At 68.7% G+C, this 15573-nt stretch carries 14 protein-coding genes; 6 read left to right on the plus strand and 8 right to left on the minus strand.

Translation table 11 applies throughout. The annotated features are described in order from the left end of the window. Positions 1-157: 157 nt before the first annotated feature. Both QC765_RS02895 and QC765_RS02900 read left to right on the plus strand, forming a co-directional pair. Positions 158-961, plus strand: a complete 804-nt coding sequence (locus QC765_RS02895) for a hypothetical protein (RefSeq protein ID WP_278312918.1) — start codon at positions 158-160, stop codon at positions 959-961. A gap of 150 nt (positions 962-1111) precedes the next feature. Then, positions 1112-2389 carry a DUF4192 domain-containing protein gene (locus QC765_RS02900; protein ID WP_278312919.1) on the plus strand — a complete coding sequence of 426 codons (1278 nt, stop codon included), beginning with the start codon at positions 1112-1114 and terminating at the stop codon, positions 2387-2389. Between the two features lie 64 nt (positions 2390-2453). Here the strand turns inward: QC765_RS02900 and galE are convergent, their stop codons facing one another. Beyond that, positions 2454-3449 (minus strand): UDP-glucose 4-epimerase GalE, encoded by a 996-nt coding sequence (galE, locus tag QC765_RS02905; RefSeq protein WP_278312920.1) that lies wholly within the window; start codon positions 3447-3449, stop codon positions 2454-2456. Continuing rightward, complete coding sequence (locus QC765_RS02910; RefSeq protein ID WP_278312921.1) at positions 3449-4135, minus strand: iron-dependent transcriptional repressor DtxR; 687 nt, start codon at positions 4133-4135, stop codon at positions 3449-3451. Before QC765_RS02910 ends, galE begins: the two co-directional genes overlap by 1 nt. Before the next feature lie 139 nt (positions 4136-4274). On the opposite strand from QC765_RS02910, the gene QC765_RS02915 reads away from it, so the two are divergent. Continuing rightward, positions 4275-5528 (plus strand): acetoin utilization protein AcuC, encoded by a 1254-nt coding sequence (locus tag QC765_RS02915; RefSeq protein ID WP_278312922.1) that lies wholly within the window; start codon positions 4275-4277, stop codon positions 5526-5528. After that, complete coding sequence (locus QC765_RS02920; protein WP_278312923.1) at positions 5512-8253, plus strand: bifunctional acetate--CoA ligase family protein/GNAT family N-acetyltransferase; 2742 nt, start codon at positions 5512-5514, stop codon at positions 8251-8253. Before QC765_RS02915 ends, QC765_RS02920 begins: the two co-directional genes overlap by 17 nt. 3 nt (positions 8254-8256) lie before the next feature. Here QC765_RS02920 and QC765_RS02925 read toward each other — a convergent pair whose 3' ends face one another. The 4 genes from QC765_RS02925 to QC765_RS02940 all read right to left on the minus strand — a co-directional run bounded on the left by QC765_RS02925 (position 8257) and on the right by QC765_RS02940 (position 11741). After that, the gene (locus QC765_RS02925; protein WP_278312924.1) at positions 8257-9240 is read right to left on the minus strand and encodes a sigma-70 family RNA polymerase sigma factor; all 984 of its coding nucleotides are present in this window, start codon (positions 9238-9240) and stop codon (positions 8257-8259) included. Positions 9241-9409: 169 nt separating this feature from the next. Next, positions 9410-9835 carry a D-aminoacyl-tRNA deacylase gene (gene dtd, locus QC765_RS02930; protein WP_278312925.1) on the minus strand — a complete coding sequence of 142 codons (426 nt, stop codon included), beginning with the start codon at positions 9833-9835 and terminating at the stop codon, positions 9410-9412. Next, positions 9832-11346, minus strand: coding sequence for a DUF7782 domain-containing protein (locus QC765_RS02935; protein WP_278312926.1), 1515 nt, complete (start codon positions 11344-11346; stop codon positions 9832-9834). The genes dtd and QC765_RS02935 overlap by 4 nt, the downstream gene beginning before the upstream one ends. Then, positions 11343-11741, minus strand: coding sequence for a DUF3099 domain-containing protein (locus QC765_RS02940; protein ID WP_278313121.1), 399 nt, complete (start codon positions 11739-11741; stop codon positions 11343-11345). The genes QC765_RS02935 and QC765_RS02940 overlap by 4 nt, the downstream gene beginning before the upstream one ends. A gap of 125 nt (positions 11742-11866) precedes the next feature. On the opposite strand from QC765_RS02940, the gene QC765_RS02945 reads away from it, so the two are divergent. After that, positions 11867-12097: a DUF3039 domain-containing protein gene (locus tag QC765_RS02945; RefSeq protein ID WP_278312927.1), complete on the plus strand. Its 231-nt coding sequence runs from the start codon at positions 11867-11869 to the stop codon at positions 12095-12097. Positions 12098-12107: 10 nt separating this feature from the next. Here QC765_RS02945 and QC765_RS02950 read toward each other — a convergent pair whose 3' ends face one another. Further along, on the minus strand, positions 12108-13223 hold the full coding sequence (locus tag QC765_RS02950) for a YihY/virulence factor BrkB family protein (protein ID WP_278312928.1): 1116 nt from the start codon (positions 13221-13223) through the stop codon (positions 12108-12110). 389 nt (positions 13224-13612) lie between these two features. Between QC765_RS02950 and QC765_RS02955 the strand changes: the two genes are divergently transcribed. Then, entirely contained in the window at positions 13613-15289 is a 1677-nt protein-coding gene (locus QC765_RS02955) for a DEAD/DEAH box helicase (RefSeq protein ID WP_373876645.1), read from the plus strand. Between the two features lie 65 nt (positions 15290-15354). Here the strand turns inward: QC765_RS02955 and QC765_RS02960 are convergent, their stop codons facing one another. Next, on the minus strand, positions 15355-15546 hold the full coding sequence (locus QC765_RS02960) for a DUF7455 domain-containing protein (protein WP_278312929.1): 192 nt from the start codon (positions 15544-15546) through the stop codon (positions 15355-15357). Between the last annotated feature and the right edge of the window lie 27 nt (positions 15547-15573).

Genomic DNA, 15573 nt, shown 5'->3' on the forward strand with positions numbered 1-15573 from the left:
GACCGGCTAGCTGGTGTTTCACCATGATCGCGGCATATGGCCGAACCCTCGGACGGATATACTAAGCGTGGTCGAACGGCATCGAGATCCGTTGCTCTCCAAGCGATCCCACCGGATCGTGGGGGCATGACCACGAGCAAGGAAGGGGACCCTGGAAGTGCACACCCTGCGTCACGTCACCTCAACGCTCCGCACCCGCGAGCAGCCCGCTACCGGTCGTTGCGACCCGCTGCGACACGCCATCCTGGGCCTCGCTGTGCTCGGGCTGGCCGCTGCCACGACCGTGCCCGCCATGGCAGCCCCCGTCACCGATCTCGCTGCGCGCGAGACGCGCCAGACTTCAGTACCTGTCCCCACCGACGTTCTCCACACCGCACCCGTCGAGGAACCCCTCACGGCGGACCCGAGCGACGAGTTGTGGAAGCACATGCCAGCCGCGCGCCTCATCACGGCCGGCGAGGTGACCGACCTCAGCGGCGACGACGCCCGCGCCGCCTATCAAGCAATGCAAGGCATCTCCGAGCCCGTTGCAACAACCCCCGCTGGTTGCTTTCCCGGGCTCGACACCGAAGCGGTCGCCATGCGCCTCGTGGAGCCCCCGAACGGCGGCGACCCGATCGCGATCATCGTGCAGCGGACCGACGTGCCACTTGCCGCCGCGGAGGATGTGCTCCGTTCCTGCCGCTTCACGAGCATCCGCACAGAAGCGAGCGAGATCATCGAGATCGACTCCGTCCTGTTGCCACGGCCCATGGTCCAGGCTGACCACTCGCTCGCTCTCGAGCGCCTTGTCACCCGTCCGGACGCCCGCGGTGCCCATGCCACCCTCGCGCTCGCCGCTCAGACCGGCAGCACGCGAGTGATAGCCCTGACCGTTTCCGATACCTCATCGCGGCCCGCCAGCGATCCGGTCCATGCGGCCTTCCTCGCCGCCATCGACCAGCTCGACCGAACGATCTAGCATCTCCCGCATGGCACGCGCACCGGCGCGGTAGCACGGGTGACCGACATTCCGGACGCCAGAACCTCATCCATCCACAATCGCCCGGTTATCCACAGATGCCTGCGCGCGGCACCGAGCCTGGTGCCATGCGCAGGCATCGTGGTCATCATGAAAAACGCTCCGAACCCCGTCACCCCGCGCATCACGCTTGGCAACCCCGGCGAGCTCATCGCGGCGCTGCCCGCGATGCTCGGTTTTTACCCGGAGGACTCGATCATCGGTATCGCGATGGGAGGGCCCCGCGCCACAGAGATGCGTGGCTTCGTCCGCGCGGACATCCCCTATCTCGATGATCTCGATGAGGAATGGAACCACGTCGATCCCGAGGCTGACCCAGAGATCGACTCCGGTATCGACGCAGGGACTGATCCTGGAGCATCCGCTCTCGCCCCAGGGCAATCCCTGCCTGGCACGGCGTTCGACTGGTTCGCCGTAGCGGGTCTCAGTGATTCGCTTGCCGTATTTGCTCTTAACAACGGGATCGAGCATATTGCGCTGGTGGTAGTGGACTCCCGCAATCCCGAGGAGCACCGGGAGGATCTCATCCACGCTCTCGCCGACCACATCATGGATGGCGGCGTCACGATCGCCAGCGCATACCACTGCGCTCGCATCGCCACCGGCGAGCAGTGGCACGCGGTGCGCGGCGGTACTGTCGACGAGCGGGCCGCTGGGGAGACGCACAGCGACCATGCGGGGCTGATCCCTGATCCGCGGGGCTCGGCCGCGGCCGCCCATCGGGTGCTCGACGGTCGAGCCATCCACGAGCACCGCCGCGACATCGCCGATCAGCTGACGTCACCCGATCATGCGCGGATTGCCGCGATCGCTGCGGAGCCCAGCCTCGCGAGCGACAGCTGGCCCGGGGGATCCCGGCCCAGCGATTCCCAGCCCAGCGCCGCACCCGGGGTGGCGCGCCCGCGCCGGGGAACCGATGCCGACCGGCTCCGCGCGGTACTGTCCGCGGTTGCTGAAGTTCAATCGGGGGCGGAGCTGTCCAATTCCGAGATCGCGTCCCTCGGGCAGCACATCACGAGGCTGGTCGTCCGCGACTGCCTGTTCACCCTGGCGCTCACCGACGAGGCCGAAGCTGCCCATGCGCTCTGGATGCTGCTCACCCAGCTGCTCAGCGGGGGAGCGCGCGCCGAAGCGGCCACCTTGCTGGCGTACTCGGCGTACGTGGCTGGCGACGGAGCCTGCGCGGGATCGGCCATCGACATCGCCCTTGGGATCGAGGACACCCATCGCATGTCGGTCATGCTGGACCAGTCGCTGCGCATCGGATTGCCACCCCGGCAGATCATGGAGATCGCCCACGTGGGGTGGGATCTCGCCGCCGCGCTCGGGGTGTCACTGCCACCACTGGCATCCCGCCACGACAGCTAGTCCCAGGCGAATCCTGCGCCCGCGCGCAGGTCCTTGTGGGTCCGGCAGGGCTGGTCCCGCGCCGCTATCGTCGAGCGGCGTGGGACCGGTCGCCGAGCTTCCGGGTGAATTCCCAGGCATCGCGAACGATCGTGTCAAGGTCGGTGCGCTGGGGCTTCCAGCCAAGCTCGCTGATCGCGCGGTCGCTCGAGGCGATCAAGACTGCTGGATCACCAGCTCGGCGAGGGGAGTCGATGGCCGGGATGTCGCGACCCGTGACGCGGCGGCAGGCGTCGATCACCTCATGCACCGTGAAGCCCTCGCCGCTGCCGAGGTTGAAGATGCGGTGCGTGCCCGCCGTGCTCGATTCCAGCGCGAGGATGTGGGCATCCGCGAGATCGCGGACGTGGATGTAATCGCGCACGGCGGTTCCGTCGCGAGTTTCCCAGTCGGTGCCGAACACCGAGATGTGCTCGCGCTGGCCCATTGCCACCTGCAGGATCAACGGGATGATGTGCGTCTCCACGACCCGGTTCTCCCCGGTGCTGCCATGCGCGCCCGCTACGTTGAAATACCGCAGGCTCGTCGCGCCGAGGCCGTAGGCCGCAGCGTAGGAGGTGATGGCGTGGTCAATGGCTAGCTTCGATGCGCCATACGGATTGGTCGGACGCGTCGGCGTGTCCTCGGTGATGGGAACGGCGTCGGGCTCCCCATAGGTGGCTGCCGTGGAGGAGAAAACGAGCCGGGGCACCGAATGCTTGCGCATCGCATCGAGCAACCGGACCGAGGTGATGACATTGCCGTGCCAGTAGAGGGCCGGATCCTCGACGGACTCGCCCACGAGGGAACGGGCCGCGCAGTGCACCACTCCATCGAAGGGCTCGCCATCGATCCCGCCGCCCAGCACGGCATCGGCATGATCAGCGACATCGCCCGCGACGAATCGCGCGCCCGCGGGAACCGCGTCGCGGTTGCCCGTGGACAAGTCGTCAATGATCACCACGTCATGACCGGCCTCGAGGAGAACGGTCGCGATGACACTGCCGACATAGCCCGCGCCGCCGGTGACCAGCAGCCGCATCAGACCAGCTCCACCTGGATGGCGTGCGCCATCTCCTCGGGGATGTCGAGGCCATCATGGCCCGGCGCGGTGATCAGCACGCCACCACTATGGGCCTGCACCGTGATGCGCGCGTTCGGAACCACGCCAGCATCGCGGAGGCGCGAGATCAGCTCCACATCCACCTGCACATGCTCGGCAAGCCGCCGGATCACCACGTTAGTAGGCGAGCCCTTTGGCACGTCCGACAAACGCGTCAGGCCCGTCGACGAGGCGGGCGGCACATCGAGGCCGAGCTTGTCGAGCCCCGGGATCGGATTGCCATACGGAGAGGATGTCGGATTGTTGAGCACCGAGACGAGGCGCCGCTCCACATCCTCGCTCATCACATGCTCCCAGCGGCACGCCTCGTTGTGCACGTTCTCCCAATCGAGACCGATCACATCGACGAGCAGGCGCTCGGCAAGGCGATGCTTGCGCATCACTGCGATAGCCAGCTCGCGGCCGGCCGGAGTGAGCTCCAGGTGGCGATCCCCGGCCACCGCGATCAATCCGTCGCGCTCCATCCTGGCCACGGTCTGGCTCACTGTCGGGCCGCTCTGCTCCAGCCGCTCGGCGATGCGTGCCCGCAGGGGCACCACGCCTTCCTCTTCCAGCTCATAGACCGTGCGGAGGTACATCTCCGTCGTGTCGACCAGTTCTCTCACTCTCACACCCCTCTGTCGAACGCGAGTTTACCTTTACCGGAAGCATTGTGGGGACGGTGCGACCGCCAGCGGCCACGCCGACGATCCCAACGGCTCCGGAACGGCCCGCGCGCCCGATGCGATCGGTAGCGTGGGCACCATGGGCCGCAACAGCGTATCCGTGCCAAGCACCGTCGTCTGGACACCGGAGTTCCTCAGCTATCGGCTCGGCGCGACGCACCCGATGAATCCCGTCCGCCTCGAGCTCGCCATGGCTCTCGCCGAGCAGCTCGGCGCGCTCGGGGAGGCCGAGCGGATCACGCCAGGCCGGGCCGGGGAGCAGGACATCCTGCGCGTGCACACCCTCGCCTACATGGGCGCCGTCAAGCACATGTCCGACCCGGACGCGGCGAACCGCCGGGAGACACCGATCCTTGCCCGCGCCCACGGCCTCGGCACCGACGACACTCCCATCTTTCCTCGCATGCACGACGCCGCCGCGATCGTCACTGGCGGGTCCCTCGACGCGGCCCGTGAGATCCACCACGGCCGCGCCACGAGGGCGGTCTCCATCGCGGGGGGCATGCACCATGCGATGCCCGACCACGGTGCGGGCTTCTGCGTGTACAACGATTGCGCCATCGCCATCGACTGGCTGCTCGAGCAGGGGCACAAGCGCATCGTCTACATCGATGTCGATGTGCACCACGGCGATGGAGTGCAGCGAGCGTTCTACGACGATCCCCGGGTCATGACGATCTCGATCCACCAGCATCCCGCCACGCTATGGCCCGGCACGGGCTGGCCAGCGGAGGCAGGAGGAGGAAGCGCCGAGGGCACATCGATCAACTTGCCACTGCTGCCGGGCACAACCGATGAGTTCTGGCTGCGCGCCTTCCACGCTGTGGTACCCGGCGCGGTCCGTGCTTTCGCCCCCGACATCATCGTCAGCCAGTGTGGCGTGGACTCGCACCGCGATGACCCGCTCGCCGACCTTGCCCTCACCGTGGACGGCCAGCGGGCCGCCTTCGCCGCGATGCGCGATCTCGCCGATGAGGTGTGCGGGGGCCGTTGGCTCGCCGTCGGCGGGGGCGGGTACTCGTTGCACAGCGTGGTTCCACGCTCCTGGGCGCACTTGATCGGACTGGTCACCGGCAGCGAGATCGAACCGGCAGCAGCGACGCCTCCCGAGTGGCAGCAGCTCGTGCGCGACCGGACCCACATGGTGGCACCCACGGCGATGAGCGACGGGGGAGAGGCGAGCTTCCCGCCATGGGGCGGCTCGGTGGTGGGCGCCACGACTGGCCCGGCGAGCCGCGAGCGCAATGTCGCCCGCGTTGATAGCGCGATCCTCGAGACCCGCCGCGTGGTGTATCCGCTGCTCGGCCTGGACCCGGATGATCCCCGTGACTGATCCCACGAGCACCCCCCGGCCTTCGAGCACCCCCGGCCACGAGCCCGGCCCCGCCGACACCGCTTCGCCCGGCCCCGTCGCGGCCGGGTACCCGCCCGAGTGGGAGGCCGATGTGCTGGCCTCCGACGGCGGTACCGTGCACCTGAGGCCCATCGCGCTCGATGATGCCGAGCGCCTCGTCCAGTTCCACGAGGGCCTCTCCGAGCGAACCCGCTACCTGCGCTATTTCGGTGCCTACCCGCGCATGCCCGAGCGTGACGTCCACCGGTTCACCCACGTCGACCATCGTGATCGGGTGTCGTTCGTGCTCACCCTTGGCGATGACATCATTGGTGTCGGCCTCTACGAGCTGCTCTCGCGCGGCGAGGACTCCGCAGCGGCGGAGGTGGCGTTCGTCGTCGCCGACGAGCACCAGGGCCGCGGGTTTGGCTCGATCCTGCTCGAGCATCTCGCTAACGCTGCCGCCCAGAACGGGTTCACGAGGTTCGAGGCGGAGGTGCTGGCCGAGAACCGCGGCATGATCTCGGTGTTCCGTGATGCCGGGTACGAGGTCTCGCGCAGCTATGACGGCTCCATCGTCCATCTCGAGTTCGATATCGATCCCACGGAGGCGCGCCTGGCCGTGCGGGACTCGCGGGAACGCGTCTCGGAGGCCCGCAGCGTCGGCAATGTGCTGCATCCCCGGTCGATCGCGGTGATCGGAGCCTCTGCGGACGTCACCAAGGTCGGCGGCGTCGTGCTGCGCAACCTGCTCGCCGCGGGCTTCACCGGCCCGGTGTTCCCGGTGAACCCGGAGCGGCGCTCGGTGCATGGCGTTCGGGCCTATCCGACAGTCCGGGAGATCCCGGACGAGGTTGACCTCGCCGTCGTCGCGGTGCCCGCTCCGCTGATCGATGACGTGCTCGACGATTGCCTGGCCAAGCGGGTGAAGGCACTCGTGGTGGTGTCCGCGGGCTTCGGCGAAGCCGGGCCCGAGGGGATCGAGGCTGAGCGGCGGCTCGTGCGGTCGGCGCGCGCCCACGGCATGCGGGTGATCGGCCCGAACGCGCTTGGCGTGGTCAATACCGATCCCGCGGTGGGGATGAATGCGTCGCTCGTGCCAGTCCTGCCGCCGCCAGGCAACGTGGGCTTCTTCTGCCAGTCGGGCGCGCTGGGCATCGCGATCCTCGACACGGCGCGGCGCCGGCAGCTCGGGCTGTCCGCGTTCGTCTCCGCGGGAAATCGCGCCGACGTGTCCGGCAATGACCTCTTGCAGTACTGGGACTCGGATCCGCGTACCGAGGTGGTGCTGCTGTACCTGGAGAGCTTTGGCAATCCGCGCAAGTTCTCCCGCATCGCGCGCCGGGTGGCCCGTGCGAAGCCGGTGATCGCGGTGAAGAGCGGTCGCCATGCCGCGCCGTTCGCGCTCGCCGCCACGGGCGTCACCCTCGACGAGGACAGCGTGCGGGCGCTGTTCGAGCAGTCCGGCGTGGTGCAGGTCGATAGCATCTCAGACCTGTTCGATTGCGCGCTGCTGTTCAGCTACCAGCCACTGCCGACAGGTCCGCGCGTGGCAGTCGTGGGCAACTCGACGGCGCTGGGGGTGCTGACCGTCGATGCCGCGCGCGGGGCAGGGCTGGAGGCATCCGAGCCACTGGATGTGGGGCCGCATGCCGCTCCCGAGGATCTCGCGTCGGCCTTGTCCGCTGCCATGACGGACCCCGCGATCGATGCCGTGATCGTGGTGTTCGTGCCGCCGGTGGCGCTACCATCCGCGCCGTACGCCGAGGCGCTGCGAGCGGCGTCACTGGGCGCGACCAAGCCGATCGTCACGACGTTCCTCGGCGGCGAGGGAATCCCGGATGACCTGGTGGTGCGGGGCGCGATGGGCGCACCGGTCCGCGGCTCCGTGCCCTCCTACCCGGGCCCGGAGCGCGCTGTGGCGGCCTTGTCGCGAGCGTGGCGGTACGCCCGCTGGCGCAATGCTCCTGCATCCAAGGTAGTGCGGCCCGAGCGCATCGACGAGGCGCGGGCCCGGGAACTGTGCGAGGAATGGCTTCCGGCCGCGCCCGGGGGCTGGCTCGACGATCATCAGGCCCAGGAGCTGCTCGGTTGCTACGGGCTGGGCATCGTCGAGTATCGCGACGTCGAGGACCCCGAGGCAGCGATCGCCGCGGCCACGGAGATGGGCTATCCCGTAGCGGTCAAGGCGCTGGGCAGCGAGTGGGAGTTCCGGACGGACCTGCTCGGCGTGCGCCTGGACCTGACGCGCGCCGAGTCCGTGCGGGTGGCGTACTGGGAGATCACTCGCATCATCGGTGAGAAGCGGGTGCGGGTGCAGCGCATGGCGCCGAAGGGCATCGCGTGCGTCGTGGGCCTACAGGATGATCCCTCCTTTGGCACGCTCATCCGGTTCGGCATCGCGGGGGTGATCTCCGAGCTCGTCGGGGACCGCGCGTTCGGGGTGCCGCCGCTGACGGAGGACTCGGCGTGGTCGCTGGTCAACGGCCCGCGGCTCGCGCCCCTGCTCGAGGGGTATCGCGGGGCGCCGCTGGCCGACAAGGCCGCGCTGGTAGGGGTGCTGCAGCGGGTGTCGGCGCTGGCGGTGGACCTGCCGACGGTGCGGGAGGTATCGCTGCATCCGGTGCTTGCTGCACCTGGGGGAGCAGCGATCCTGGGCGCACGGGTGCGGATCGGCCACGATACCGGCACGGGCGGCGAAGGCAGCCCGCGCCGGTTGCGGTGACGGCTAGTCGGAGGAGTAGCCGCGCAGCTTCTCGGCCCGGTCGCCCTGCCGCAGCTTTGTCATGACCTCGCGCTCGATCTGCCGGACGCGCTCGCGGGAGAGCCCGAAGTGCCTGCCGATCTGGTCGAGCGTGCGCGGCTGCCCGTCATCGAGGCCGTAGCGGAGCAGGATGACATTGCGCTCCCGGTCATCGAGCGTGGCAAGCACGGTGCGGATGTCGCTGTGCAGCAGCGTGGCGATGACGGAGGACTCCGCGTCGGTGGCGCCGGTGTCCTCGATGAAGTCGCCGAGCGGGGCTTCCTCGTCATTGCCCACGGGCATGTCGAGGCTGACCGGGTCCCGGCTGTGGTCCAGGAGGTCCTGGATCTTGTGCTGCGGGATGCCGGACTCGCGGGCCAGCTCTTCCTCGGTGGCCTCCCGGCCGAGCTGCTGGTGCATCTCCCGCTTGATGCGGGCGAGCTTGTTGACCTGCTCGACGAGGTGGACGGGCAGGCGGATGGTGCGGGACTGGTCGGCCATGCCGCGGGTGATGGCCTGGCGGATCCACCAGGTGGCGTAGGTGGAGAACTTGAAGCCCTTGGCGTAGTCGAACTTCTCCATCGCGCGGATCAGGCCGAGGTTTCCCTCCTGGATGAGGTCGAGCAGCGGCATGCCACGCCCGGTGTAGCGCTTGGCGAGCGATACGACGAGCCGCAGGTTGGCCTCAAGGAGGTGGTTACGAGCCTTTTGCCCGTCGCGCACGATGAAGGCAAGATCCCGCTTCTTGGCCGGCGTGAGGCGCGGCTGGGCCCCGAGCAGGTGCGTGGCGTACAGCCCAGCCTCGATGCGCTTGGCAAGGTCCACCTCGTCAGCCGCGGTGAGCAGGGCGGTGCGCCCGATCCCGTTGAGGTACACCCGCACCAGGTCGGCGGCGGGGCTCTGGGCGTCGAGTTCGGCCTTGCGCGCTGCCTCCGTGGTCCTGCGACGCGTGGTTGCGGGGCTGGTCATTGCGTGCCTCCTCAGTGATCGCTTTTCACTGTGTTCAACGCTTCGAGCGGATGAATAGTTCCCGATCCGAACCCATCGCAATGCTGTCTACCTGCGCGAACGCATCCCTCGTGCTGAGAAGTTGCTGAGAAAGCAACTCTATGCTGCTAATGCCCGGGGGCTCGGGCGATCACGCGTGGACAAGCACCGTGTAGGGGCCGTCATTAAGGGATTCCACCGCCATGTCCGCGCCAAACCTGCCCGTGGCCACAGAAACTCCACGGCCCCGGATATCGGCAACGACCTCCTCGTACCGTTGCCGCGCTTCCTCGGGCGGCGCGGCCGCGGACCAGGATGGCCGCCGACCCTTCCGCGTGTTGCCGAGCAGCGTGAACTGGCTGACCACCAGCACCGGGGCCGCCTTCTCCAGCACGCTCGCATCGTTGCGCAGCAGTCGCAGGCCGGTCACCTTCCGCCCCATCGTGGCGACGGACTCGGCGTCATCGCCGTGCGCCACCCCGAGCAGCACCAGCAGGCCCTCGCCGTGGATCTCGCCCACCGTCTCGCCGTCCACCACCACGCGCGCCCCCGCCACGCGCGAGACCACCGCGATCATGCGTGGCCGCTTCCCGCCGCGAGATCAGCGGGCACGAGGATCCCATGCCGCACGAGGCCCTCCGCGAGCGCGACGGCTCGCGGCAGCACCTCGTCCGGATCCTCGCCGGACGCGAGCGCGGCGAGCTCCACCACCTCTCCCAGTGGCAAGCCATCGGGCCGCACCCCGGCCAGCACCATCGTGCCAAGCTCATCGATATCATGCTGCCAGCGCGGGCCATCCCCCCGGTGCACTCGCGTTACCGCTGGAACCCAGCCCTCCTCGCCCGGCACCAGGATCTTCTCCAGCGCCACCGTGGGATTGAGCACGAACCTCGAGTCGAGGACATCGTTGCCGCGCAGCCACGCCACCCTGTCGAGGTAGCGCAATGCCTCGTCGCCCAGCGGATCCTCGAAGCCCTGCATGAGGTCCTCGCACAGGATGTCGGAGGGTTCATCGGTGCGGCGCAGGAAGACGAAGCCGAAACCGATCCCGGTGACATCGCGCTCCCTCAGGTAGGACAGCCAGCGCTGCTGCCGCTCCTGCCCGCGCGGTTCGCGCAGGTCCGCGTCGGCGTCGCGCAGCCACGTCGAGACATACAGGTCAGGATCAGCCACATCGCGCTGCACGATCCACCCATCGACGCCATGTGCTGGCAACCAGGAGGCCACGCGTGCCCGCCAGTCCTCGCCCTCCAGGTGCACCCAGGACGCGAGCATCACCGCGATGCCACCGGGCCGCAGATGATCGATGCAGTCCCGCACCATGACCTCGCTCGCGCCGTCGAGCTCCAGGCCCGAGTCGCGATACACCAGCTCCACATCGGTGCCGCCCACCACGAACGGGGGATTCGCGACGATCTGATCGAACTGCTCGCCCGCGACGGGCTCGAACCACGAGCCGTGCCGCACGTCGGCCTGCAGCCCGTTCAGGGCCAGCGCGGCCCGGGTGACGAGCAGCGCGCGCTCGCTCACATCGGTAGCCACGATCCCATCGCTATAGGTGGCGGCATGGATGGCCTGGATGCCACAGCCCGTCCCCACATCCAGCACGCGGCCCGCTGGCCGGGTGGGAGTGGCCCGCAGCAAGGACAACGATGCTGCCCCCACCCCCAGCACATGGTCGCGCCGGGGCTCGCGCAGGCGCAGCGAGCCATCGGGATCCGAGATCATCCACCGCGTCCCTGTGCCCGCATCGAGCGGCCGGATATCCCACTCACCTGTGATGCCCCCGGCCTCGCGGGACACATAGCCAGCGCCGATCGCCTGCTCGAGCCCCATCGGCGCGAGCGCTCCCGCGGCCTCATCCTCGGCCACGGCATTGCCAAGGATGAACATTCGTGCCAGGACGCCCAGCGGGCCCTGTCCCTCGCAAGCGGCACGAATGGGCGCGGGCTCGCCCCGATCGAGGGCAGCCATGCCGGACGAGCCCAGCAGCTTGATCAAGCCATCGGCGTCATAGCCATGGGCATCGAAGGCCTCGCGGAGCGCGGGAGCGGCACGGACAAGGTCATGCTCGGCTGTGTGGGTCACCCATCAATGGTTTCATGATGCTCCTGCTGCAGCGCGCGCTGCTCGGCCCGGGCGCGCCGACGCTCCGCGTACTCGCTGACCTCATCATTGCGGCGCGGCGGCCGATCATTGGCGATGAGCACCGCGATCCAGGGCAACGGGATCGACGCGCCGACGATGAGCAGCGCGAGCAAACCGCTGCCCGTAGCGGCGAAGACGATGCCCGCGAGGATCAGCGCGGGAACGCGCATCGACATGAGGATCGTGTACTTGCGAATCCGGGCCCGTTGCTGGGCCTCGAACGACTCGGGGGCACGCGTGATGAGGAATGCCTCGGACGCGCCGCCATACTGGCGGGCCGCGTCCTCGTCCCCCGTGAAGAACCCGCCCCGCGAGGCATGCGGATCTCTAGCCATCATGAATCTCTTCCCGTCGACGATAGGCCGCCCTGCCCGCCAGTAGCTCCATCTTCCAGTGTAGACACGCTCGGCGGCCGGCAGGGCAGTGGAGAGACGACCGGTTGATGCGGCATTATTGATGCGTGAGTACTGATACCAAGGAACGCCCGGAAACCACGCCGTCCGAGACCACCGACGACGACACCCCGAAGGTCTTCCACTACGTGCGCAAGGACAAGATCACCGAGAGCGCGGTGACGGGAACATCTGTGGTGGCGCTCTGCGGAGAGGTCTTCCCCGTGACACGTTCGGCAAAGCCGGGCTCCCCAGTCTGTCCCGACTGCAAGCGCGTCTACGAGCACATGCGCACCTAGCGGGCTGGCGCTAGCTGCGGCCTGGCGGCCTTCCAGGGGCCTGGCCGCCCTCTCCGCTGGCTTTGTGCCTGCCGCGCTTGCTCTCCCCGTGAGCCCGGTCGGCGGGCAGCACGCGCACCGAACCGGACGCGAGCCGGTGCAGCCGCGCGCTCGTCGTGCCAGGCGTGGCCTCCTCGCCGCCGGATTGCCGGGACTGCTCGGCCAGCCATGACTTCATCTGCTCGATGCGCGTCGCGCGCGCTGGCCAGCGCTCCTGCACGACGGCGTTGAACTCCGCCCCGATGACGATGGCGAACCCGAGGAAGAACGCGAACAGCAGGAACGCGATCGGGGTGGCCAGGGCTCCATACGTGTATCCAGTGCGGGTGATGCCCGCTAGGTAGATCCGCAGTCCAGCGCTCGCTGCGTAGAAGACCGCCCCGGCAATGATCGCGCCGGCCAGGAGGCGATGCCACGGCAGCCTCCGGGGCAGTGCCACCTTGTAGAGCAGCGTCAGGCCGATGATCAGCAGGATTCCCACCGCCGGGTAGTACAGAACCGCCACGATGGGCTCGAGGGCCGCGTCCCAGCTCTCGGGTATCAGCTCGAGCAGCAGCGTGGGCCCGAGCGCCACGAGCGGCAGCGTGATCACCGCGAGCACGAGGAACGCCACATAGAGCAGGACAGCGAAGATGCGGTGCCACACTGGATGGCGATGCTCGTTCTGACCGTGTGCCCGGGCAATCGCATCGACGAACGAGGCTACGGCGGAGGATCCTGCCCACAATGACAGCAGGAAGCCGCTGGAGACGAGGTCGAGGCGGCCCTGCTGGAGGACATCGCTGATCGTGGGCGCGATGATCTGGTCGACGACGCTATCGGTGAAGATGTCGCCGCTGAACGCAACGATCCGCGACTCGATGATCGTCACGGTATCGGGACCGAACCAGTCCGCGACATAGGCGACCGCGCCAAGCATCCCCAGCAGCAGGGGTGGCAGTGACAGGACCTGCCAGAACGCGGCGGTCGCGGCCAGCGCGAAGATCGAATCGTCCCAGGACCTCGTGACGGTCTGCCATGCCAGGGAGCCAGCGGTCCGCGGCAGCGCGGCGGCACGAGCCACGAGAGCGGTGACTGATCGGCTCATCGGTGTCTTCCTCGGCGCGCATCGGATACGGGATCTGCAGGCCTCGCGCGCCCGGCTCGCGGCGAGGAGGTGCGGTACTGTGTCATGCTGTGCCTCGCCCGCCGTTCGGTGGAACAATGGGGTCGCTCCAGCGTAGATCGCGACCGCTCGATCCTGGGCCTGATCCACCTGCTTGCCGGGCGTGATGGCGAGCACAGGACCGGCGGCAGACGCGGAGCGCCGGGGGAGTTTCCTGGAGTCGAGCCGAGCTAGGAGCGTGTGTGCAAGCCGCAGCTGTGTCATCCGAGTCACGTCCATCCGCAGCGAGTCCAGGCGCAGGGGGAGCGGGCGCAGGGGAATCGAGCACGGGGGAGCCGGGCGCGGGACGGCTCAGGAGCTGGCAGCGCCGTGTGCTGACCAAGTACCTGGCCACCAAGCCGCGGGACTTCCTCGCCGTCGCGACCCCGGGCGCCGGAAAGACCACCTTCGCGCTCCGGGTGGCCGCGGAGCTGCTCAAGGACCGCACCGTCGACCAGGTCACCGTCGTTGCGCCGACCGAGCATCTCAAGCACCAGTGGGCCGAGTCCGCAGCGCGGCAGGGCATCGCGCTGGACCCGAACTTCACCAATACCGCCGGCCAGACATCCTCGGACTTCCACGGCGTCGTGGTCACCTACGCCCAGGTGGCGTCCCACCCCTTCAAGCACCGGGCCCGCACCGTGGCCCGGCGCACTCTCGTCATCCTCGACGAGATCCACCACGCCGGGGACGCCAAGAGCTGGGGCGACGCCATGAAGGAAGCGTTCTCCGACGCTACCCGGCGGCTCTCGCTGACCGGAACACCATTCCGCAGCGATGACAGCCCGATCCCGTTCGTCACCTATGAGCCGGAGCCGGGGGGAGTGAAGCGCTCCAAGTCCGATCACTCGTATGGCTACTCCGATGCGCTCGCCGACGGCGTGGTGCGGCCCGTGGTGTTCCTCGCTTACTCCGGCGAGGCACGCTGGCGCACCAGCGCGGGCGAGGAGTTCACTGCTCGGCTCGGCCAGCCGCTCAACGCCGAGCAGACCGCGCGAGCGTGGCGCACCGCGCTCGATCCAGCAGGAGAATGGATCCCGTCCGTCCTGACGGCCGCGCACACCAGGCTCGGTCAGCTGCGCGCAGGCGGCGTGCCGGACGCGGGCGGGCTGGTCATCGCCTCGGACCAGACGATGGCCCGCGCGTACGCGGAGGCGCTGGAACGCATCACCGGCGAGAAGCCCACCCTGGTGCTCTCGGATGATCCTGGCTCCTCGGATCGCATCAAGCAGTTCGGTGACGGCACGAGCGCCTGGATGGTGGCCGTGCGCATGGTGTCCGAGGGCGTGGACGTGCCGCGTCTCGCGGTGGGCGTGTATGCCACTAGTGCCTCGACGCCCTTGTACTTCGCGCAGGCCATCGGCCGCTTCGTGCGTGCCCGCCGCCCTGGCGAGACCGCCAGTGTGTTCCTGCCCTCGGTGCCGGTGCTGCTCGACCTCGCCGCGAAGCTCGAGAAGCAGCGTGACCATGTGCTGGGCAAGCCGCACCGTGAGAAGGACGGCTTCGACGACGAGCTGCTCGCGCAGGCGAACCAGGCCAAGGACGAGCCGGGCGACCGGGAGCGGGCGTTCACCTCGCTTGGCGCGGAGGCCGAGCTGGACCAGGTGATCTATGACGGCTCGTCGTTTGGCTCGGCCACGTTCTCGGGCAGCGACGAGGAAGCCGACTACCTGGGGCTGCCTGGCTTGCTCGACGCCGAGCAGATGCGTGCGCTACTGCGGCAACGGCAGGCTGAGCAGATCCAGCGGACCTCCGAGCAGCTCGCCATCCAGAAGGAAGCGGCCCAGAAAGAGCCTCGACCAGAGCCTGCCCGGTCAGCCACGGCGGGCGCGCAGCTCGCTGATCTGCGCCGGGAGCTCAACAAGCTCGTCGCCATGCACCATCACCGCACGGGGAAGCCTCATGGGGCGATCCATGGTGAACTGCGCCGGACCTGTGGCGGGCCTGCTACGGGCGCGGCGACCGCGGAGCAACTGCAGGATCGGATCGCGCTGCTGCGCAACGCGTAGCCGCCTCGGGAACGCGAGCGGGGCCCGGGCTTACAAGCCCGGGCCCCGCTGCTGTCACTGGTAGGTCAGGACTCGTCCTCCGCCACGACGACATGCGCGTCCATGTCCTTCAGCCGCGCCTCGAACTCGTTGGCGTGGTGCTGGCAGAACAGGAGCTCGCCCCCGGAGGGGAGGGTCGCCAGCACGCGCGCACGGGCACTGCAGCGATCGCAACGGTCGGTAGCGGTGAGCCGGACGGTGGTAGCTGGTGCGGTCATGTCGCCTCCATTCCGGAGCCCGTGGGC

Source organism: Hoyosella levis, assembly GCF_026008515.1.
In the GTDB taxonomy this organism is placed as follows: Bacteria; Actinomycetota; Actinomycetes; order Mycobacteriales; family Mycobacteriaceae; genus Lolliginicoccus; species Lolliginicoccus levis.